This window comes from Gemmatimonadaceae bacterium (assembly GCA_019637445.1).
GTDB lineage: Bacteria > Gemmatimonadota > Gemmatimonadetes > Gemmatimonadales > Gemmatimonadaceae > Pseudogemmatithrix.
In genome coordinates, this window is sequence record JAHBVS010000001.1 from 1,222,825 (window position 1) to 1,244,986 (window position 22,162).

The following is a 22,162-nucleotide window of genomic DNA, read 5'->3' on the forward strand; positions in this document are numbered from 1 at the left end:
TGCGGCTATCGGCGTCGGGGAACTGGGGATAACGTGGTCGGATGTCCGTCCCACGCCCTCCCAGCCGTGCCGACCGCCTCATCTCGCTGAGCGAGCGGCAGTTCGACGTGCTCGTGATCGGTGGTGGAATCACGGGCGCGGGCGTGGCGCGCGACGCGGCGCGGCGCGGGCTGTCTGTGGCGCTGGTTGAGGCCGAGGACTTCGCGGCCGGGACCTCCAGCCGCTCCTCTCGGCTGGTGCACGGTGGGGTGCGATACCTCGAGCACGGCTACATCCACCTTGTGTGGGAGTCGAGTCGAGAGCGACGCCGCCTGCTGGAACTCGCTCCGCACCTGGTGCGTCCGCTGCGCTTCACCTGGCCGGTGTACCGCGGTGCCCGGGTGAAGCGATGGCAGCTGGCCGCGGCGCTCACGGCGTACGACGCGCTCGCGATGTTCCGGAATGTCGGACGCCACCGCCGGCTCGGAGCTGCCGGCGTCCTCGACGTCGAACCGCAGCTGGCCGACGCCGACCTGCTCGGTGGCGCCACCTACTGGGACGCGGGCACGGACGACACGCGGCTGACACTCGCGAACATTCTCGATGCCTCGGCGGCGGGCGCCGTCGTGCTCAATCACGCGCCCGTGCAGCGCCTCACGTTTGCCAAGGGCGATGGTCCCGCGAACGGCGCCGAGATCCGCGACATGATCGGCGGCAACACCGTCCGTGTCCGCGCCAAGCTGGTGGTGAGCTGCGCCGGCCCCTGGACCGACGAAATCGTGCGTCTCGAGAATCCCGACGCCGGGCCGGCCGTGCGCGGCACCAAGGGTGTGCACATCGCGGTGCCTGCCGAGCGCGTCGGCAATGTGTCGGCGGTGACGATGCTGAGTCCCGACGACGGTCGCGTCATGTTCACGCTACCGGGCAGCGGCGGGCTGACAATCATCGGGACCACGGACACGCCGACGGCGGAACACCCGCGTGAGGTGCGCGCCGCCGCCGCGGACGTTCGGTACCTGCTCAATGCCTGCAACCGGTTCTTTCCCAACGCGAAGCTGGCTGAGGAGGATGTGGTCTCGGCGTGGGCAGGAATCCGCCCGCTGGTGGCCGCTGGCAATCGGGGCGACCCGTCTTCGGCCTCGCGTGAGCACAAGGTCGAGTTGTCGCCGCGCGGCGTCTTGACGGCGACCGGCGGCAAGCTGACGACGTATCGGCAGCAGGCACAGGACATCGTCGACGCCATCGGCAAGTCACTGGGCCGGTCGATGCGGGCCTGCGACACGACTCGCGCGCCATTGCCCGGGGAGCGCGCGGCGACCACGCCGGAAGACGAGCGGCTCGTACCGGAACTCGCGTGGCGCACGGCCGACGTCGATCACGCGGTCACGCACGAGTTCGCCGAGTCGGTCGCAGACGTGATGATCCGACGTACCTTTCTGGCGTTCGAGCTGCCTGACCAGGGACGCACGCTGGCCGCGCGGGTCGCCGCGCAGATGGGACAGCGCCTGGGCTGGACCGAGGCCGGAGTCCGGAGCGCCGTGCACGAGTACCACGATGCGGTGGACCGCATCTTCACGATTACTCCATAGGAACCACCGGATGTCGATCCGAAGCACGCTTGCCGCGACCGCGACGGTCGTCCTCGCGCTGGCCTGTGCCGGCCGCGAGCGGCCCGCGCCGACCATCACTGCCGAGCAGTCGCCGACAGGTGTCGACGCCGCCGAGCCCAATCTCTTTGCCCTCGAGGACGGCCGAGTCGTCCTGAGCTGGCTGCAGCGCGTGGACGACTCGACGCACGCGCTCAAGCTCGCCGTGCGGGGCAGCGATGGGCGCTGGGGCGAGACGCGTGAGGTGCTGCGCCGCTCCGACCTGTTCGTGAACTGGGCGGATTTTCCCTCGGTGGTCGGGCTGACCGACGGTCGATTCGTCGCGCACTGGCTGCAGCGCAACGGCGCGGGCCGCTACGCCTACGAGGTGCGCATGGCCGAGTCGCGCGACGAGGGAGCGACCTGGTCGGCGTCGGTCACCCCGCACGCGGCAGGCGTGGAGGCGGAGCACGGCTTCGTGTCGATCCTCCCGCTCGCCGAGGGCGGCGCGCGTGTGTTCTTCCTCGACGGCGGCGAGAACGCGATGCAGCTCCCGGCGAGCGGTGGCGGGCACGACGACCACGAGTCCGCCGCGCCGATGTCGTTGTCCACGAACCTCTGGGGTCCGTCGATGGGCGCGGCGAGCAAGGTGGTGCTCGACACGCGCATCTGCGATTGCTGTCAGACCAGCGCGGCGCTGACCGCCGAGGGCCCGGTCGTAATCTTCCGCGATCGCAGCGATGACGAGATTCGGGACATCTCAATCGTGCGAGAGGTCAACGGCACTTGGACGACTGCACAGCGCGTTCACGCCGACGAGTGGCAGCTGAATGCCTGCCCCGTGAACGGTCCGGCAATCGTGGCGTCCGGCCGCACGGTCGCGGTGGCTTGGTTCACGGGCGCGCGGGACACGGCGAAGGTGCAACTGGCATTCTCGACCGATGCGGGCGCCACGTTCGGTGCTCCCGTCCGCATCGACGAGGGAAACCCGGCAGGTCGCGTGGCGCTTCAGTGGCTTGATGATGATGCTATAGTGAGCTGGCTTGAGCGTGGAAATGCCGATACGGCCTACGTGAAGGCGCGTCGCGTCACGCGCGAGGGGGTCGCCGGAGCTCCGATTGTAGTGAGCGCATCGTCCGGCGCCCGATCCAGCGGCTTCCCGCGAATGGCGCGCGCGCCCGAAGGCCTCATCTTCGCGTGGACCATGGCTGGACGCCCCAGCGAAGTACGCATCGCCACGCTGCGAGGGGGCCGCTGACCGAGATGCCGCGCCAAAGGGCGTTATCGGTGTTGCTGGCGATAGCCCCTGCTGTCGTCGCTGCGGCCTGCTCTGCGGATGGCGCAACGACCTCGGCGACCATCGGCCAGCCGGCCCCCGCCTACGCAGCGTCGCAGATGGACGGCAGCCCCGTGACCCTCGCCGACCACCGTGGCGAGGTCGTGCTGCTCAACATCTGGGCCACCTGGTGCAAGCCCTGTCGCCAGGAGATCCCCGCGCTCGACTCGCTCTACGCGGAGTTCGCCGCGCGCGGCCTTGTCGTCGCCGGTGTCAGCATCGATGTCATCGACGATACGGCGCGCATCCAAGGCTTCGCCCGGGACCTCGGCGCGACCTACCCGCTCTGGCTGGACCCCGACGACCGGGTGTCAACGACATTCCGCGCGATCGGCGTGCCGGCCACGTTCCTCGTGGACCGCAACGGCGTGCTGCGCTGGCGGAAGATGGGCGCGGTGCACGCCTCGGACGCTGGACTGCGTGCCGTCCTCGACTCGGCGCTGGCGCCACGGGCTGGCAACTAGCCCCGCGGCGCGCCGCGCGCGCGTCACGCGTCCTCGTGAATCGTCACCAGCTTCACGACCTTCAGCTTGCGCGTCCGCGCCGGCAGCTTGAGCAGCGCTACCTCGCCGACCTTCTTCCCGAGCAACGCACGCCCGATCGGTGACGACATCGTCACCTGGCCGTCCTCGAAGTCCTCGGCGTCGCCGAAGATGAGATTGTAGTCCTCACGGTCCTTGGTGTCCTGGTCCTCGACCGTGACCTTCGACCCCATCCCGACGGCGTCGGCCGCGATCTGCGACTCGTCGATGCTCGACAGCTTGGACAGGCGCTGCGTGAGATGCCCCAGGCGCGCCTGCACGAACTGCTGGCGCTCGAGCGCGGCCTTGTACTCGGAGTTCTCGCGCAGGTCGCCGAGTTCGACGGCCTTTCGAATCTCGTTCGGCAGCGTGACGTTCAGTTCGAAACGGAGCTTCTCCGCCTCGTCGGTGAGCTTTTGCTTGAGCGCCTCGATCACGGGGCGTTCCTCGGCTGGGGTGTCGCGGGTGGGGACGAAAGACGCGACGCCCGGCCACGAATGGGCCGGGCGCCGCCTGTCCTGATGCTCTGAAGTCTAGCCTCCGGCAATGCTCGCGGCAATGCTCGCGGCAATGCGGCGCAGCAAGGCTGCCGGCCAGCATCCACCGACCGGGACGCGTACTGTTCTATGTCGGCCTGACTCGACCGGTCACAGGCCCTTTCGGGTACTCGCTCCTATATGAAGACACCGCTCCTCATCCTCGCGGCTTTCGCCACGCTGACAGCCGCCGCGCCACTCCACGCGCAAAACAGGGTTCCACTGCCGGAGACTGCCGCCGTTCCCGTCGACTGGCGGCTGCTCGGCCTGCTCGACTTCGAGAAGGGCATCGCCCCGGACACCTTGAAGGCGCTCGACGGCAAGAAGGTGAGCGTCCCTGGATTCATCGTGCCGCTCGACGATGCCGTGGAAGACGGCGCCGAGTTCCTCTTGGTCCCGTACTACGGCGCCTGCGTGCACACGCCGCCCCCGCCGCCGAATCAGATGGCCTTCGTCACGATGCACGGCAACAAGTCGGTGAAGCTCGCGCTCTTTGATGCCGTGTGGCTGGACGGCACGCTGCGTATCACGAACTACGAGAGCCCCTACGGCAGCGTCGGCTTCACGATCGAAGGGCAGTCCATGCGTCCGTATACGGGCAAGTGAGCGTCCGGACGACGCCGACGGCGAGCACCGCCGTCGAGCTGCGCGACGTCCGATTCCGCTACCGCGGCGGCCCCGACGTGCTGGACATCCCTGAGTTGCTCGTGATGCGCGGCGAGCGACTCTTTCTGCACGGGCCGAGTGGCAGCGGCAAGACAACGTTGCTCGGGCTCCTGGCCGGCGTGCTGGTCCCCAGCGCCGGCCGCCTCGATGTCCTCGGTGAACCACTTGGCGCGCTGCGGGGTGCCGCCCGCGATCGGTTTCGCGCCGCGCACGTCGGCTATGTCTTTCAGATGTTCAACTTGATTCCGTACCTCTCGGTGCGGGACAACATCCTGCTGCCTCTGCGCCTTTCCAGCGCGCGGCGCGCCCGGCTCAAGGGCGCGGAGCCTGCGGCCGAAGCGAGTCGGCTCGCCGAGGGTCTCGAGTTGCACGGACTGCTCGATCAGCCCGTGACCGCACTGTCCGTCGGCCAGCAGCAACGCGTCGCCGTGGCACGGGCGTTGATCGGCTCCCCGGAACTGATCGTCTGCGACGAGCCCACCTCCGCGCTCGATGCCGACCGGCGCGACCGCTTCCTCTCGCTGCTCTTCGCCTCCTGCGCCGAGAGCCAAGCCACCTTGGTCTTCGTCAGCCACGACCTCGGCCTGGCCCCGAAGTTCGGTCGCACGGTGAGCCTGCCACAGATCAACCGCGCCGCCGTGGCCAGCGCCGCCTGATGTTCCTGCTCTCGCTGGCGCTGCGCTCCCTGCGCGCGCGGATCGTCATCACCACGCTCACTACGGTGAGCATCGCGCTGTCCGTGATGTTGCTCGTGGGCATGGAGCAGTTGCGCCGCGGCGTACGCGAGAGCTTCGCGGGCACCATTCGCGGCACGGACCTCATCGTCGGGGCGCGCGGCGGCAACACGCAGGTGCTGCTCAGCACGGTGTTCGGTATGGCCGCACCGTCAGGCAGCGTGCAGTGGTCCACGTTCGAGCGATGGTCCGCTCACCCCGCCGTGGCCTGGACGATTCCCTACGCCCTCGGCGATTCGCATCGCGGGTTCCGGGTGATCGGCACGACGGCGGAGTTCTTCGCGCGCTATCGCTTTCGTGATCGGCAGGTGGAGTTCGCCAGCGGTCGCGCACCCGTCGCGCCGGACGAGGTGGCGATCGGCTACGAGGTCGCGACACGACTGGGCTACGCACTCGACACCGCGGTGGTGCTCGCGCACGGCGTCGCGGCGGTGTCCTTCGCCGAGCACGAAGTGCATCCCTTCCGCGTGGTCGGCGTGATTGCGCGCACGTCAACGCCGATCGACCGCGCACTGTACGTCACACTCGACGGCCTTACGGCGATGCACGAGGACGAGTCCGAACGCGGTGGATTGGCCATGGGCCCGCCGACCGATGCCACCGAGGGCCCGGCGCCGATCACGGCATTCCTCGTCGGCACCAAGAACCGTTTCGAGACGCTGCGCCTCCAGCGCGAGATGAACGAGGATCGCGCCGATCCACTGACGGCGGTCATTCCCGGCGTCGCACTCGGCCAACTCTGGGAAACCGTCGGCAACGCCGAGGCGGCGATGCGACTGGTGGCGTTGTTCACGTTGCTGGTGGGCCTGATGGCGATGTGCATTGCCCTCTACGCCTCGCTCGAAGGCCGACGCCGCGAGATGGCGATCCTGCGCGCGGTCGGCGCGGGCCCGCGCACGATCGTCGCATTGCTGGTGTCCGAGTCGGCCGTGCTCTCCGCCGCGGGCGCGGCGCTGGGCGTGGTGCTGGTCTATGGGTTGATTGCCGTGGCCGCCGGCCCCATCGAGGCGCGCTACGGGCTCGCCCTGACCACTCGCCCGCTGGGCCAGGCCGAGTGGATATTCTTGGCGGCAGTGGTCAGCGCGGGCGCCCTGATCGGCGTTATCCCCGCGTGGAAGGCCTATCGCTCGTCGCTCGCCGACGGGCTGTCGGTGAAGGCGTAGCAAGTTCGTTGAACCCCTCTCGTAAGGAGTCTTTCGTGCAGTTCCGTGCAGTCGTTCTTCTCGCGATGCTCGCGCCGGCGCTCGCCGCGCAGCAGCGTGCCGGCGCCGCCCGCCCACCCGCTGGCGACCGCAACCCGATGGCCGAGCCGGTGGTGCCGAACGTCGGCGCCATCTCGCACATCCGCACCGCGCCCGTCACGAACCCCGTGCTGCAGCGCATCTGGTCCGAGGGCATGGAGCGTTCGCAGGCGATGGCCTTGGCGCAGGAGCTGATGGACCCCATCGGCCAGCGCCTCACCGCCTCGCCGCAGATGGACGCGGCGCAGGACTGGATTCTCGGCAAGTACGCCGCCTGGGGCGTGACCGCCCGCAAGGAGCGCTACGGTACCTGGCTGGGCTGGAACCGCGGCGTCACGCACGTCGACCTCATCGCGCCGCGCGTGCGCTCGCTCGAGGCCTACGCGCTGGCGTATAGCCCGGGCATGGCCCGGCCGGCCGAGGGCGAGGTCATTGCGTATCCGGAGGGCGTGAGCACGCCGGAGCAGTTCGACGCCTGGCTGCCGAACGTGAAGGGCAAGTACTTCCTGATGAATCCGCCGCGGTTGTCCTGCCGCTCGCCGGGCCAGTGGGCCGAGTTCGGCACCACGGAGGAGACGGAGCGCGTGAACGAGGAGCAGACGCGCATGCAGCGCGACTGGGCGCAGACGAACGTCGCGATGAGCGGCGGCCGCAACGTGTGGCAGAAGTTGAAGGACGCCGGCGCGTTGGGCGTGTTCACCTTCCAGTTCTCGAACTACCCCGGCATCCAGAAGGTCTTCGGCTCGCCGCTGCAGACCGTGCCTTCCTTCGCCGTCGGCTGCGAGGACTACGGGCTGCTCTACCGGATGTCGCGCGCCAACCAGAAGCCGCGCGTGCGCGCCTACACCGACAGCCGCGTGATGGGCGAGCGTCCGACGTTCAACGTGATTGCCGAGATCAAGGGCTCGGAGAAGCCGAACGAGTACGTCGTGCTCTCGGCGCACTTTGACTCGCACTCGGCCAGCTCCGGCGCGACGGACAACGGCACCGGCACCATCACGATGCTCGAGGCGCTGCGCATCCTGAAGACCGTGTATCCCAACCCGAAGCGCACGATCATCGTCGGCCACTGGGCCGGTGAGGAGCAGGGGCTGAATGGCTCCAAGGCGTTCACCGAGGATCATCCCGAGGTGATCAGCGGCCTGCAGGCGCTGTTCAACCAGGACAACGGCACGGGCCGCATCGTGAACCTCTCGGCCGGACCCTTCCCGGGTGCTGCGGTTCGCTTGGAGTCGTACCTGCACGAGATCCCCAACGAGCTCACGCGCTGGATCCGCTTCTCACCGACCGGCCCGCAGTCCACCGGCGGCACGGACCACGCGAGCTTCGTCTGCCACAAGACGCCGGCCTTCAACCTCGGCGCGCTGTCGTGGGACTACTCGTTCACGACCTGGCACACGGACCGCGACACGTATGACAAGGTTGTGGAGTCGGACCTCAAGAACAACGCGACGCTGACGGCGATGCTGGCGTACCTCGCGAGCGAGGATCCGCAGCGGATGCCGCGCGAGGTCGGGCCGTTGCCGCCGACGCCGAACGGGCAGCCGGGGCAGTGGCGGGATTGCACGCCGGCGAGGCGGAGTTCAGAAGGGGCGGTGCGGTAGCCGACCGCTGAAGGAAGGAGGTTGAAGGATGAACGGCGGTGGGGACCCTGCGTCCGCATCGCCGTTCTCTTTCCTCCTCCACCCTACATCACATTAGGCTTCGCACATGTCCTCCCCTCGTCGCCCCGCCATCAGCCTCTCCTGGCGCGAGGGACGGTTCTTTGACCTCTGGATGCTCGTGCACCTCGTGGCTGGGTTCACCGGTGCCACGACGAACGTTGTCTGGAACCTCACGACGCCACGCGTGGTCGCGGTGGCGATCGCGCTGATGCTGGCCTGGGAAGTGGCGGAGTTCGTGGCGGGAGTGCGCGAGTCCTGGGAGAATCGCCTGCTCGACATCGCCATTGGGCTCGTCGGCGTCGTGATGGCCCAATGGCTCGTTGCGCCGCTCTCGCTCACAACGCGACAGCGTGCCTGTCTCGTGGCATTGGCGGTGCTCGCGGTGCTGAGCGCCGCCGGATGGCTGGCCTTCCGGCGGCGTACGGTGGACCCCGACCGACAATCGTGACCGAAATCACGCTTCGAAGGCGCTGCACTCCCTGTTCGGCGGATGGTCCTAGACCTACTATCGTAGGGTGAAGCGCGGACTCTTGGGCCGACTTGGCCACGCCCGCCGCCTCGTTGCGGCGGGCTTCGTGGCTTTCGCCTCCCTGCTCAGCTGCGGCCGTGAGATCACCGGCCCAGCCAACGGGGTGCGCTATGCGCGCAATCTCAGCTTCGTCGCGGAGTTTCCGGGGCTCTTCGCGTCGGTGGAGACGGGATCGGGCGCGGTCGTCGACTTCGAGAAGGTGCGGGTCATCTTCCGCCGCCTCGATGGATCGGTGGCCTTGGTCCGCACGGTGAACTTTCCGTCCAACGCGACGCAGGTAACGGCGAGTTTTGACGTGCCGCTGTCCGGCGAGTCGACCAGCACAGGTGAGGAGCTGGATCTATTCCTCCGCTACGTGAACGCCGCCGGCGACACGGTCTTTGCCGGTGGCCCGTCTCCGGTGCTGGCAGTCCCCGGGCGCGCGACGCCGCCGGAACCGACGGTCGTTCCACTGACGTACACGGGACCCGGAGCGACCGCCACGAGCATCGCTGTCAGCCCGGACACGGTTACGGTCGAGGCAGGCGCGCCCTTTGGATTCAGCGCGGAGGCGCAGGACGCCCAAGGTGCGGCGGTTCCCGCGGCACCGATCCTCTGGTTCTCGCTCGACCCCACGCGCGCGCCGCTCAGCGATCCCTCGGCGGGCACGGGCACGGCCGCCGCCACGCGCGGCACGGTACTGGTGCGCGCCAGTTTGGTAACGGGCGTCGCGGCTGACACCGCGGTGCTGGTGATCACGCCGCGCCCGCAGGCACTGACGCTCCTCGAGGGCGGCGCGCAGACTGGCGCCACCAGTGCGCCGCTCGCAACCCCGATCCGCGTCCGGCTCACGGCGACCGATGGACTGGGCATCGCCGGCCAGGAACTCGCCGTGCTGCCGGGCAATGGCGGCAGCGTTCCCGACAGCAGCGTCGTCACGGACAGCGCCGGCGTCGTCACGATCCCGTGGACGCTCGGCGCCGCGACCGGCGCGCAGAGCCTGACGTTCAGCTATCAGGGACTGCCGAATCTCGTCGTGACGGCGACCGCCGCGACGCCGACCAGCAGCGCGGTGCGGCTCGAGTTCCAGCCCCCGGCGCCCGACACGGTGTTCTCTGGCGTCAATGTCGTCCCGGCGCCGATAGTGTTTGCGGTCGACGCCTTGGGTGTGCGTGACGCGGCGTTCACTGGCACGGTGACCCTCGAACTCATCGGTGGGCCGCCGGAGGGGATCTTGACGGGCACGCTGGCCGTCGTGGCCGACACGGGTGTCGCAACGTTCAACGCCGTCAGCGGAACGCTGATCGGTAGCTATCTCGTGCGCGCGGTTGCAGCGGGACTCACGCCGGACACGCTGGCGCCGCTCGTGGTCGTGGCGGGGATGCCCGACACCATCCTCGTCATTCAGGGCGACGGGCAGACGGGCTACACCAACGATCCGTTGCCGACGCCGATCATCGTCGAGGTGCGTGATGCGGTCGGGAACGTGGTGCCTGGCGTTCCCGTCGGGTACTCGGTCGCCACCGGTGGCGGATCGGTCGTGGGCAGCGGCACGGTGACGGACAGCACGGGCCGTGCGACCATTGGCACCTGGACGCTGGGTCCAACAGCCGGCGAGAACACGCTGGATGTCGGCGTCGAGGGCGCATCAAACATCACGCTGACCGCAACAGCGGAGAATCCGCCGCCCGAGATCGTGATGAACGTCGTCGGGTCCAGTGTCGTCGGCGTGGGCCGCACGGGGACCATCCGCGTGCGCCTGCTGCAACCGGCGCCGGTCAACGACTTCCTCGTCACGCTTACGAGCGACAGCACGCAGTACCTCACGTTTGTCGAGGGCAATGTGCTGGCGTTCCAGGCGGGCCAGACGGAACTGCCGATTGAGGTCAACGGCGTCGCGGTCGGCAACGGTGTGCTGCGCGCGGTAGCGACGGGCTACACGAGCGACACTCTGGTGGTGCCGGTGTCGCTGAACCTGATCACCCTGCCGCCGACGTTGAATGTGCCGCTGGCGCAGACGGCGTCGCTACCGGTGTCGCTCTCGGCACCCGCGCCGGCAGGTGGTGTGAACGTGGCGGTCACATCGAGCAATCCGGGGATACTGCAGCCTGTGCTGGACACGGTGTTCATCCCGGCGGGCCAGACCAGCGTGAATGTGAACATCGAAGGCCTCGCACTTGGCGCCGCGACGTTGACGGCCACCAATCCGAACTACGCGCAGGACGAGACTGCGGCGAGCGTCACGGCAGGCGTGGATCTCACGGCCACCACGTACTCCATCAACGCCAGCTTCGGTACTACGGCGACGGTGCGTCTGGTCAGTGGGGCGTCGGCCGTGGCAGCGCCGCCTGGTGGCATCACGGTGGCGCTGAGCGCGGACAACCCCGCTTGCGTCGGCGTCCCGGCGTCGGTGTTCATCGCGCAGGGCCTCACGCAGACGACGGTACCGGTGAACTACGGCGGCAGTGCCGCCACGCCCTGCAGCACCTTCCTGCGGGCGACCGGCCCTGCCGGCTTCACGCCAGACAGCGCGACGGTGAATACGGCGGCGACCCCGGTGGCGAACCTGCTGACGACGTTCAACATCGGCTCTGGATTGCAGCGTGGCTCCACCCTCACGCTGGGCGCCAGCAACCACGGAGGCACCACCGTGCGAATCCAGTCGGCGGATCCGGCGGTCGCGCTGGTGTCGCCGGACGTTGACATACCGGGGACCGAGTTCATCGACCTGCCCGTGGCGGTGGGCGCAACGACCGTCGGCTTCGTGATCCAGGGCGTCGAAGGGGTCACCAGCGACACCGTCAACGTGTTTGCCTCTGCGCCTGGGTTCCTGACTGATAGCATCGCTGTGCGCGTGTGGCAGCCGGTCTACCAGATCATCGGCTTGAACGGCTCGGCCACGACGCTGAGCATCGACGATGTCTTCCAGGTTCGGGTCGGCACGCCGACGGATCCCGCGGGCAACCTCTCCTCCGTCGATGAAATCCGGGCGGGCGGCGACACCATCCGAATCAGCGTGGTGAATGACACGCCCGGTCTCGGCACCTTCGTGCGCACCGAAGGGTTGTCGGACTCGACGGACATGGTGCTGCCGCCGGGTGAGGCGCTCAGTCCGTCAACTGTCGCGGCGGGTGGCATCGCGTTCCGCGCCCTCGCCGCCGGGACGGCCACCGTGCGGGCGAGCAACAACGTGTATCGCGCTGCCAACAATGTCTTGATCAACGTTGCCATCACGCAGCCCGTCGTCACGACCCTGACCACGATGAACCTCGGTGCCGGCCTGCAACGCGCGGGCACGGTCGGTGTGACCAACGGCTCCACGGTGCCGGTGGACGTGCAGCTCAGCTTCGACCAACCCGGCGTCGCGCTGCTCGCGGCCAACAGCAGCGACATCGGCAGCGACACCATCACGGTCACCATCCCGGTGGGAGTGACGGCCGTGAACTTCTGGGTGAACGCCTTGGAGGGCTTCGCCGACACGACGCTCACGCTGACCGCCACCTCACCGGGCTTCACGCAGCGTACGTCCGCGGTGCAGATCTTCCAACCGGTGTTCGAGATCTCCGGGTTGGTCACCTCCGCGACAACCTTGTCGCCGGACGACGCGTTCACCGTGCGGTTCGGCACGCCCAACACCTCGATCGGCGGACTCTCGAGCCTCGACGCGCTGCGTCCTGGTGCGCCGCCGCTGGTCGTGGACGTCATCAATGACACCCCAGCGCTGGGCGACCTCGTGCGCACCGAGGGCAGCAGCGACTCCACGCGATTCGTGCTCGGCCAGGGCGTCAACGCGACGCCGGCGCAGGTCGCAAGCGGCGGTGTGGCCTTCCGCTTCCTTGGCGAGGGCACGGCGACCGTGCGGGCCAATGCGCAGGGGATGCGCTCCACCGCCCCGACCCAGAACATCAACATCACGCAACCGAGCATCAACTCGCTGTCGAACATCAACGTCGGTGCCGGCCTGCAGCGGCCGGGGACCGTCACCCTGTCTCAGCCACCGACCGACACCGTTCGGGTCACGCTGACGACGGACCAGGTGGGCATCGCGCTCGTCGCGCCCGACGACGCCACACTGGGCGCCGACACGCTCGTCATCGTATTCCCGCCAGGGGTCAACAATCGCCCGTTCGTGGTCCAGGCGCTCGAGGGCACGCTTGACAGTACCATCACGCTGCAGGCCACGGCCCCAGGATTCACGGGACGCACCTCGACGCTGCGCGTGCTCCAGCCGGTGGTCGAGGTGGTCTCGCTGGCGACGGGTCCAACCTCGCTCGACGTCAATGACCCGTTTGCGGTCCGCGTCGGGACGCCGCTGAGTCCGACGGGCGGGCTCAATTCGGTGGACGAGCTGCGCGTCGGTAGCCCTGGTGCGCCCATTGTCGTGCGCTCCAGCCTCGGGACCGTCGGGCGCTTGATCACCGAGACCGGCACGGGTGACTCCGTGCTCGTGGTGCTTGCGGCGCGCGCCAGCCAGACGCCGGCATCGGCGGCGCTGGGTGGCGTCGAGTTCGACCCGCTGACCACCGGCACCACCGTGGTCTCGGCCAGCATCGCTGGGTTCCGCACGATCGCGACGTCGAGCGTAACCGTGAACGTCGTCGCGCCACAGATCAACCTCTCCACCAACGGCATTGGCGTGGGCTCGGGACTGCAGCTTGCCCTGAGCGGCAGCCTGAACACCACGAACCACGGCGGCCGCGTCCTCGTGCTGCGGTCATCGAACCCGGCGGTCGCACTTTTCCAGCCCAATCGCACTACTGCGGCAACGGACTCGATCCTGATCACCATCAGCCCAGGAACCTCGGGTTTCTCCTACTACATTGCCGGCGTCGAGGGCGCGACCGGCAGCGTCACGGTTACGGCCAGCACGACCGGCTTCCTTGACGGGACGACCCCGATTGACGTGCACACGCCGGCTATCCGAGTGAACACCACCCTCGTGGCCACCGGCACCGCCGGGGTGAGCATCGACGACCCCTTCACGGTTTCCATTGGCGTGCCCAACGCGACGCAGACCGACATCCAGTCGCTGCAAAGCATCCGAGCGGGGCAGAGCCTTACGGTGACGGTCTCCAGTAGCGAGCCAACCATCGGCGACCTCGTCACTACCTTGGTGCCACTTGGTGCCGGCTCGGTTGCGGTGGTGATCGCAGCCGACGCCAACCAGTCACCGACCAGCGTCGCGGCGGGCGGCGTTGCCTTCCGATTCCTTACGGCGGGCACTACTACGGTCAGCGCCACGGCGCCGGGATTCCTTCAGGTCACGAACGGCCAGCGCGTCGTCACGGTGTCGCCGGCACCCTAGCCATAGCCACGTGACCCTGGGCGCGGCCGCTATCGCGTCGGGCGAAAGATGACGTAGGTCACACCGCGACTGAGCCCCCCGCCCTGTTGCGCCACGTGACAACCCCGTAGCATCAAAGCGTCCCTATGCGACGCCCACGCCTCCTTGGCCTCTCCCTGCCGCGACTCGCGGCGGTCGCCGGGGCGTTCGTGCTCTCGACGCTGTCCTGCGGCCGTGAGATCACCGGCCCGAACGGAACACGCTTCGCGCGCGGACTCTCGTTCGTCGCCGAGTATCCAGGTGAAATGGCGTCGCTGGAGGACGGCGCGGGAAGCGTCATCGCGTTCAACCGCGTGCGCGTGATCTTCCGGCGGATGGATGGCGCCGTGGCACTCGAGCGCATCGTGCAGTTCCCCGCCAACGCCACGGAGATCCCGGCGAGCTTCGACGTGCCGCTTTCGAGCGGCGTGGGTCCCGAGGGGGAACCACTGTCGCTCTTCCTGCGCTACATCAACGCCGCCGGTGACACGGTGTTTGCCGGCGGACCCGTGAGCGTCATCGCGCGACCGACCATCAGTGGAGTTCAGGCGCCGCCGCCAGCCAGCGTCCCGCTGGTGTACACGGGCCTGGGTTCCGAGGCGACCAGCGTGGTCATCGCGCCCGACACCACCGCGTTGGTCTCCGGTGACCCGTTTGCCTTGACCGCGACGGCCTACGACGCCCAGATGAACCCGGTGCCGCTGGCGCCGCTGGTGTGGTCGTCCCTGAACACCACGATGGCGCGGCTGGATTCCGTCGGGCTGGGCAGCGGAAGCACGCTGCCGAGCCGCGGCTGGGCGCGCGTGCGCGTCGCGCTCGCCGCGGGCGGCGGCGCCGACACGGCTTGGCTCAACATCGCCCCTCGTGCGGGCTCACTGCAGCTCGTGTCGGGCGGCGGCCAGACAGCATCCATTGCCGCGATCCTGCCGGATTCGATCCGTCTGCGTGTGCTGGCGACGGATGGCCTGGCGATGGCCAACGTGTGGGTGCGCTTCGCCGCCACGACTGGCGGTGGTCTCATCTCGGCCGACTCGGCACTGTCCGACTCGCTGGGGTACGTGGGCCTCCGCTGGACGCTCGGGGCGAGCGTGGGCACGCAGACGTTGACCGCGTCGATTGCCGGCACGACGGCGACGGCGACCATCAACGCGACCGCCGAAGCCGCCACGCTGCCCTCGCTGGTACTCGCGACGCCGCCGCAGTCCGGCGTCGCGGGCACGCTGCTCGCCGACATCTTCGTCGAGGTTCGCGACGCGCAGGATGTCCTGGTCACCGACTACGCCGATAGCGTCGAGGTCTCGGTATTCTCCGGACCGGGCGAAGCGTCGCTTCTGGGCATCCGCCGCGTCCAGGCCGTGGGCGGCATCGCGACCTTCGACTCCCTCGCGCTCACGCTGCGAGGCACATACACACTCATGTTCGCGGGTGTGGGCGTGCTTCCCGTGACAGCGGCGCCAATCTCGATCGCGCCGGGCGCGCCGTTCGGCCTTCTCCTGCTGTCCGGCGGCGCACAGAACGCGCCGCCGAGCTCCGTGTTGCCCGATTCGATCGTGGCGCATCTCCTTGACGAGTTCGGCAACGGTGTGCCGGGTGTCGCCGTGGTGCCGGGTGGCGGTTCGTTCGGTTCCGTGTCGCCAGCCAGCGTCAACTCAGACTCTACGGGCCGCGTAGCCTTCCGCTGGACGCTTGGCGCGGAAACCACGCCGCAGCTGCTAGAGCTGACGGTGCCCGGCTTCGACGTGCCGCCCCTGTTGGTGTCCGCCAACCTCGGCGACAGCACGGTGGCGAGTACCGAGGTCGCACTAGGGGCCGATACGCTGCATTCAATCGGCGAGACCACGCTGCTGACCGCGACCGCGCGCGATCTGTTCACCAACGTGGTGAGCGGGACGTTCACGTTCGTAAGCGGCAATCCGGCGGTCGCCACTGTCGACAGCACCGGTCTCGTGACGGCTGTCGCCGACGGATCCGCCTGGTTGCACGCTATCGAGAGCGGCGGGACGCGCGACTCGACGCTGATCGTGGTGCAGCAGCTGCTGGCATCGATCGTCGTCACACCGGCTTCTCGACAACTCTATCTCGGCACCACCTTCCAGTTCGCGGCGCAGGCCGTGGACGGGCTTGGCGTGCCGATGCTGACTCAGCCGGCATTCACCTGGAACTCGCAGAACCTGTCCGTCGCGCTCGTGGACTCTACGGGGCTGGTCAGCACCGTGGGGCTCGGCGGTACGCAGATTCAAGCGACGGCCGGCGCGGTAACCGGCGTGTCCGCCGTTACGGTCGTCACGCCGATCACGCGGATCGCCGTGATCCGTGACTCCATCGGCTTCAGTGTGACGGACACGTTCACGCTCGTCGCGCTGCAGCGGCCGCGCAGCTACCGCGCCGTTGCCTATGACACCCTCGACGCCCCGATGACGGGCATCGCCTTCACCTGGGTGTCGTCAAACCCGTCGGTCGCGGCGGTGGATTCCACGGGGAGCGAGACCGTGCGCGCGCGCGCACAGGCCAACGGCATCACGGCGATCCGCGCAAGCGCCCAGGGCGTCACTGGCGCCGCATCGCTGCGGGTGCAACAAGTGCTCGCGGACATCGATCTCTCGCCGGACGCGGCGAGCATCGCGCCGACGGGCAACACGCTGTTGACGGCGCGCGGCCTCGATCCGGACGGCTTCAACCTGCCGTCGATCTCGGGGGTGACGTTCACGTCGCTCACGACGGCTATCGCCACCGTGAATGCCTCGAGCGGACTGGTGACGGGTGTGGCCAACGGTACGGCGCTCATCACGGCAAACGTGGACACCGTCCTCGCGGACACCGTGACCATCACCGTGGGCGGCGCGGTGCCGGCCGTGATTTCCTTCGGGCGCGACTCGCTGGCGATTGGCCGCTCGGCGAGCCAGAGCATCCCGATCTATCTCAGCCGTCCTCACACAAGCCCGCTCACGGTTGAGCTCGCGGTCGCCGACACCTTCGCGTACTTCTCGACCGCGAGCATCACCATCCCCACGGGCGCGACGAGTGGCAATGCCACGCTGAATGGCCGCAATGCCGGCAGCACGCAGGTCTTCGCGGTCGATGGCAGCGCGGCCGGTTATGCCGGCGATACCGCGACGCTGGCGGTGCAGGCCAACGTGCGCTTCAGCACGACGTCGTACTCGATCCTGGCGACCAACGAGCTTGCGACGCAGGTGCTGCTCTCCGACCCGGCGCCGGCCGGCGGCACGTTCGTCACCTACAGCTACGGGACGCCTGGCATCACCGAGGTGTCGCCGAACCCCGCGTTCATTCCGCAGGGGCAGCTGTCGGTGAACGTGGTGATCCGCGGACTCAGCGGCGGCAGCTCCACCATCACGCCCGTGGCAACCGGCGTGAATGGGCAGTCGGCGACGGTCACCGTATCGCCGGCCGTGCTGGACCTCATCGGCACCACGCACGTGATGGGCGTCAACACACAGCGCGCGGACCTCTACGTCTATGTCGGGGCCAACGCGTCGCAGCCTATCCCCATCTCGTTGACGTCGAGCGACACCACCGTGCTCCGCGTCAACAACACCACGATTCCGGCCGGCATCTACTACGCGTACTTCAGCATGACGGCGGTGGGCACCGGCGACGTGTGGTTGCACAGTTCCGCGCCCGGCTTCACCAGCGACAGCGTGCGCGTGTTCGTGACGACGCTGTCGCTCGATGCCTGCTGCGATGCGACGCGCCAGACGACATCGCCCCCGCAGAACTTCAGCATCACCGTGCGAGACTCGGTGGGCGGTGCCTACAACCGCACGACGCCGCTGGTGGTGCAGATCGCATCGTCCGATACGAACGTCGTGCGGCTCGCCTCGTCAACGGCGACGGTGCCCGCCGGCGCCAACGGCAACTTCTCGATCCAGTACACGATGGCTGGCGCTATCGGGTCGGCGTGGATCCGGACGACTGCGTCGGGCGTCCGGCCGGATTCGATCCTGATCACCGTGCAGGGGCCGAAGCTCTCGTTCAGCTATACGAGTTCGCAGGTGGGCGCCGGCCAGCGCAACACAGGCTCGTACGTGTACGTCCCGAACAACACCGCACAGCCGCTCGTGGTGCACCTGACGAACACGTCGCCGAGCACGGTGCAGATTCCGGACTCGGTCATCATCCCGGCCGGCACCTACTACGTCTACTTCAATGCCGACGGATTGGCGCCGGGCAGTGCGACATTCTATGCGAGTGCCCTCGGGCACGAGCCTGACACCGCCACGTTTGTCGTCTCGACGCCGCGCATCGACATCACGGGCGGCGGCACGTTGAACAACTTCGCGCCGCCCTTTGGCACCACCGTGATTGTCCGCGACTCCGCCGGCAACGCATACCCGCGAATCGCGCCGCTCGGCGTCGCCCTGTCCTCGTCCGACACGACCGTGCTCCGCGTGACGGACAGCGTGACCGTGGGAGCGGGCGCCAGCAGCAGCAATGCTGCGACGGTGACGATCGTGGGGCCAGGAACGGCCTGGATTCGCGTCTCCGCAGCGGGGCACGGGGTGGACTCCGTGTCGTACACGGTGCAGGACCCGCAGCTCTCGCTGAGCTTCAACACCTACGTGCTCGGCCGGCGCCAGAGCAGCGGGCCGAGTTCCATCTACGTGCATGTGCCGAACAACGTGACGGATACGTTGCCCGTCACGCTGACGCACACGAATCCGACCGCGGTCGCGCTCAGCACCACGACGCCCAGCATCCCGACGGGGATCTACTACCGCTACTTCGCGGCGGATGGCCTCGCGTTCGGCGTGGACACCATCGTGGCCAGCGCGCCGGGCTACCGGCCGGACACGGCGGTCATCCACGTGTCATCCACGCGGTTCTCCATCGGCTCGCTGCCCGCGACGCGCACCACCACGGACCCGGTCTCGGGCTTCGGCGTGACCATCGTCGACTCGCTTGGCACCTCGCATCCCAGCCTCGACACGGTTGTGGTGAGCGTGGTCTCGAGCGCACCGGGCGTCCTGCAGCCCGTGCTACCGTCATACCGGATCCTGCCCGGCATCACGTCCGTGAATCCGCAGGTGGCCTTCGTCGGTCCCGGCAGCGGCTTCATCACGGTCAGTGATTCACTCGGCGCCGGTTACGTCGGCGGACAGACCAACACCGTCACCGTGACTGGGCCCTCGCTGTTCCTCGTGAACAGCAGCCCGCAGCTCGGCATGCGCCAGAACAGTGGCGGCGGCAACGCCTATGTGTACGTGCAGAACAACGTCACGGGCCAGCCATTGGTGGTGAATCTGGCCAGCAGCGACCCGTCGGTGGCCACCGTGCCCGCAACGGTGACCATCCCGGTCGGCACGTACTACGCGTACTTCAACGTGACCGCGCACGACGTGGTCGGCACCGTGCAGATCCAGGCCACGGCCGCTGGCTACTCACCGGCGACGGTGAACCAGGAAGTCACGGCGCCACGATTCGTCGTCACGACGGCGACCACCGTGCGCACGACGCAGGGCCTGCAGGTCGTGAACGTCTACGCCACCGACGCCGCCGGGACGCAACACCCGACGAACGAGGCGGTGGTCGTGAATCTCGCATCGTCCAGCACCGCCGTCGGCACGATCGATTCGGCGACGGTGACCATCCCCGCCGGTGCCTCGCAGCACAGCACGGCGCGCTTCCGCCCACTCACCCCCGGCACCACACAGCTCAGCGCCACCGACCCGCGAAGCGAAGGGTACCGCTACAACACCGGCACGGTGAACGTCTCTGTCACGCTTCCCTCGCTGCAGTTCAGCTGGGGCGGCAGTATGTCGGTCGGCATCGGCCAGTATACGGACGACTACTACGTCTACACACAGGACAACCAGGTAGCGGCGGTCGTCGCGAACCTGTCGCGCGCGACCGGGCGCAGCGTCGTGGCCGACACGACGACCATCAACGCCGGCACCTACTACCGGTACGTCCGGATTGGCGGTGGGACCGCCGGGGCGGATACGCTGCGGGCTTCGGCCGCCGGCTTCGTGGACAGTCCGCCGGCGGGCGTGAACGTCGGGCTTGGACGGGTGGATGGCATCACGAACTGGCCGACCACGCTGGCGACGGATTCCGTGCAGGTGACGCTGTACACGCGGGCGCCCGACGCATCGATTCGCCGCGTGTCGGAGGCAACGACGTTCACGCTCGCGGCGACGGGGAACGTGCAGTTTGCGGTCGGTGGGGCGACCGTGGCGAGTGTGGTGGTGCCGGCGGACGGAATCAGCGTGAGCTTCTGGGTGAAGAGGCTGCCCGGAGGCGGGACAGCGAACGTCTCGATCTCGGCGGCCAACTACGCGACGTACAACTCGAACGTCGTGGTCAGTCCCTAGGGCACGCGCAGCCTCCGCACTGTCCCGGACTGGCCTCGCACCCGACCGACCGTTACGCTCCGCTAGTGCCGGGCATCGTCGACTTCCACAGCCACGTGATTCCCTCCGTCGATGACGGGTCGACTTCGATCGACCAGTCGCTGACGGCGCTCCGCGCGTTCGCGGAGCAGGGCGTTGTCAACTGTGTGCTCACCCCGCACTTCGATGCATCGCTGACGCGCAACAGCACCGCTCTCGCTGCTCGGCTCGGCGAATTCGACCGGAGCTGGACGGCGCTTTGCGCGGCAGTCGAGAACGCCGACGGACTCCCGCAGCTCCACCGTGGCTGCGAGGTGATGCTGGACGAGCCGGACGCCGACCTCTCGGACCCTCGCATCAGGCTCGACGGCGGGCGGTTCGTACTCTGCGAGTTCCCGTCGCTGCGGCTGCCGCCGAACGCAGAGATCGCGATTCACAATCTTGTGGATCGCGGTTGGCAGCCGATTGTGGCGCATCCGGAGCGGTATCGAAATCTCGACGCCGGCCTCGAACGGCTGCGACGATTGAGGGATGCCGGCGCGTACTTCCAGCTCAACGCCACGTCGTTGATCGGGCGGCACGGGGAGCAGCCGGCGCGCGTGGCGCGACGGCTGTTGGAGCTAGGATGGGGCGAGTATCTCTCGAGTGACTATCACGCGCGGGGAATCCCCGGCGTGGCAAAGGCACTGGCGAACCTGCGGGAGTGGGGCGGTGCCGCGCAGGCGCTGCGGATGTCGGAGGAGAATCCGGCGCGGATGCTGGCGGGAGAGAGCCCGGAGCCAGTGTCACCGCTGCCACCCGCGGCGCGGAGTTCGTGGATTGGCAGGCTGCTGAGCCGCACCGACGAGTCGAACGGCTAGGGCGAGGCCCTGGCCCGCTTGCTACGGTCGCGAGCGGCCGAACTCAGGGCACCCAGTCTCTGAGCTCGACGGAAACCTGCGGCGCTGTCACCACGACGGCACCCACGTACGGAGCCCCGAGTGCGATGTGTTTGAGTGTCCAGTCGCTGGCCGCCTCGGGGTAGTCGTCGGCGCGAAGGATGCGGGCATCGCGTGCGGCGGCGGTGACGGCGAAGCGCGCCAGTGCGGGCCCCACCCCGCTGCCAGTCGCCTTCACGAAGGCCTCCTTGCGGGTCCAGATCCGGTAGAAGGTCGTCAGTCGTTCGTCGTCAGGTGTCGCCCGCAGCGCCTCGCGTTCCTCCACCGCAAAATGCGAGTTCGCGACCGCCATCATCTCGGGAACCGCACGTTGGCAATCGACATCCACACCGACTGACACGTGCGGGACACCGCGCCCCGTCGCGACTGGAGTTCCCGGCGCCGGAAGGCGGTCGGCGACGGCCACGAGAGCCAGGTCCTCGGCGTGCGAGAGATTAAAGGCAGGGCCGTCCCCGCGGGCGAACTGCGGCTTCCCGCGATCGTCCCGGCTGAACGCGAGGGCGTCTGCGGGTTGACCCGTCGCCGCGGCGAGGATTTCGCGCAAGCCCCAGTGCGCGACGCGATAGCGGTCGCCGTGACGCGGGAAGCGGAAGCGCGCGGCGATCTCCGCCTCGTCTGGGGAGAGGGGCAGACGCTGTGGGAGCTGCCGGTCGAGGGCGATGCGCCAAACGGTGACGGACATAGAGAAATGGAACGTACGCGGATTCCGCGCGCGTGCGCGTTGCCGCACCCGTGGGCGGACGATATACTGCCGCTCCAGATGCGAACCTACGGTCATGC

At 68.4% G+C, this 22,162-nt stretch carries 13 protein-coding genes; 11 read left to right on the plus strand and 2 right to left on the minus strand.

Going from position 1 to position 22,162, the window contains the following annotated elements; all coding sequences use genetic code 11:
* Positions 1-41 precede the first annotated feature (41 nt).
* Genes KF709_05645 through KF709_05655 form a run of 3 tightly spaced genes read left to right on the plus strand, consistent with a single transcriptional unit; the run spans position 42 to position 3,365 of the window.
* The gene (locus KF709_05645; protein MBX3173874.1) at positions 42-1,568 is read left to right on the plus strand and encodes a glycerol-3-phosphate dehydrogenase/oxidase; all 1,527 of its coding nucleotides are present in this window, start codon (positions 42-44) and stop codon (positions 1,566-1,568) included.
* 10 nt (positions 1,569-1,578) lie between these two features.
* Positions 1,579-2,823, plus strand: coding sequence for an exo-alpha-sialidase (locus KF709_05650; protein MBX3173875.1), 1,245 nt, complete (start codon positions 1,579-1,581; stop codon positions 2,821-2,823).
* Between the two features lie 29 nt (positions 2,824-2,852).
* On the plus strand, positions 2,853-3,365 hold the full coding sequence (locus KF709_05655; GenBank protein ID MBX3173876.1) for a TlpA family protein disulfide reductase: 513 nt from the start codon (positions 2,853-2,855) through the stop codon (positions 3,363-3,365).
* A gap of 23 nt (positions 3,366-3,388) precedes the next feature.
* Here the strand turns inward: KF709_05655 and KF709_05660 are convergent, their stop codons facing one another.
* Positions 3,389-3,859: a GreA/GreB family elongation factor gene (locus KF709_05660; protein MBX3173877.1), complete on the minus strand. Its 471-nt coding sequence runs from the start codon at positions 3,857-3,859 to the stop codon at positions 3,389-3,391.
* A gap of 240 nt (positions 3,860-4,099) precedes the next feature.
* Here KF709_05660 and KF709_05665 point away from each other — a divergent pair, with 240 nt between their 5' ends.
* The 8 genes from KF709_05665 to KF709_05700 all read left to right on the plus strand — a co-directional run bounded on the left by KF709_05665 (position 4,100) and on the right by KF709_05700 (position 21,304).
* Positions 4,100-4,564, plus strand: a complete 465-nt coding sequence (locus KF709_05665) for a DUF3299 domain-containing protein (protein ID MBX3173878.1) — start codon at positions 4,100-4,102, stop codon at positions 4,562-4,564.
* Between the two features lie 104 nt (positions 4,565-4,668).
* A complete protein-coding gene (locus KF709_05670) occupies positions 4,669-5,280 on the plus strand; it encodes an ATP-binding cassette domain-containing protein (GenBank protein ID MBX3173879.1) in 612 nt (203 codons plus the stop codon).
* A complete protein-coding gene (locus KF709_05675; GenBank protein MBX3173880.1) occupies positions 5,280-6,521 on the plus strand; it encodes an ABC transporter permease in 1,242 nt (413 codons plus the stop codon). Before KF709_05670 ends, KF709_05675 begins: the two co-directional genes overlap by 1 nt.
* 35 nt (positions 6,522-6,556) lie before the next feature.
* The gene (locus KF709_05680) at positions 6,557-8,203 is read left to right on the plus strand and encodes a M20/M25/M40 family metallo-hydrolase (protein ID MBX3173881.1); all 1,647 of its coding nucleotides are present in this window, start codon (positions 6,557-6,559) and stop codon (positions 8,201-8,203) included.
* A 106-nt stretch (positions 8,204-8,309) separates the two neighbouring features.
* On the plus strand, positions 8,310-8,711 hold the full coding sequence (locus KF709_05685; protein MBX3173882.1) for a hypothetical protein: 402 nt from the start codon (positions 8,310-8,312) through the stop codon (positions 8,709-8,711).
* 67 nt (positions 8,712-8,778) lie between these two features.
* Positions 8,779-14,076, plus strand: coding sequence for a hypothetical protein (locus tag KF709_05690; GenBank protein MBX3173883.1), 5,298 nt, complete (start codon positions 8,779-8,781; stop codon positions 14,074-14,076).
* A 125-nt stretch (positions 14,077-14,201) separates the two neighbouring features.
* Positions 14,202-20,426, plus strand: a complete 6,225-nt coding sequence (locus tag KF709_05695; GenBank protein ID MBX3173884.1) for an Ig-like domain-containing protein — start codon at positions 14,202-14,204, stop codon at positions 20,424-20,426.
* A gap of 65 nt (positions 20,427-20,491) precedes the next feature.
* On the plus strand, positions 20,492-21,304 hold the full coding sequence (locus KF709_05700) for a hypothetical protein (GenBank protein MBX3173885.1): 813 nt from the start codon (positions 20,492-20,494) through the stop codon (positions 21,302-21,304).
* A 43-nt stretch (positions 21,305-21,347) separates the two neighbouring features.
* On the opposite strand, the gene KF709_05705 is transcribed toward KF709_05700, so the two are convergent.
* The gene (locus KF709_05705; GenBank protein MBX3173886.1) at positions 21,348-22,064 is read right to left on the minus strand and encodes a 4'-phosphopantetheinyl transferase superfamily protein; all 717 of its coding nucleotides are present in this window, start codon (positions 22,062-22,064) and stop codon (positions 21,348-21,350) included.
* Between the last annotated feature and the right edge of the window lie 98 nt (positions 22,065-22,162).

Coding starts and splice junctions, on each gene's coding strand:
- KF709_05645 (MBX3173874.1), top strand. CDS start 42: ATGTCCGTCCCACGCCCTCCCAGCCGTGCCGACCGCCTCATCTCGCTG.
- KF709_05650 (MBX3173875.1), top strand. CDS start 1,579: ATGTCGATCCGAAGCACGCTTGCCGCGACCGCGACGGTCGTCCTCGCG.
- KF709_05665 (MBX3173878.1), top strand. CDS start 4,100: ATGAAGACACCGCTCCTCATCCTCGCGGCTTTCGCCACGCTGACAGCC.
- KF709_05670 (MBX3173879.1), top strand. CDS start 4,669: ATGCGCGGCGAGCGACTCTTTCTGCACGGGCCGAGTGGCAGCGGCAAG.
- KF709_05675 (MBX3173880.1), top strand. CDS start 5,280: ATGTTCCTGCTCTCGCTGGCGCTGCGCTCCCTGCGCGCGCGGATCGTC.
- KF709_05685 (MBX3173882.1), top strand. CDS start 8,310: ATGTCCTCCCCTCGTCGCCCCGCCATCAGCCTCTCCTGGCGCGAGGGA.
- KF709_05695 (MBX3173884.1), top strand. CDS start 14,202: ATGCGACGCCCACGCCTCCTTGGCCTCTCCCTGCCGCGACTCGCGGCG.
- KF709_05705 (MBX3173886.1), bottom strand. CDS start 22,064: ATGTCCGTCACCGTTTGGCGCATCGCCCTCGACCGGCAGCTCCCACAG.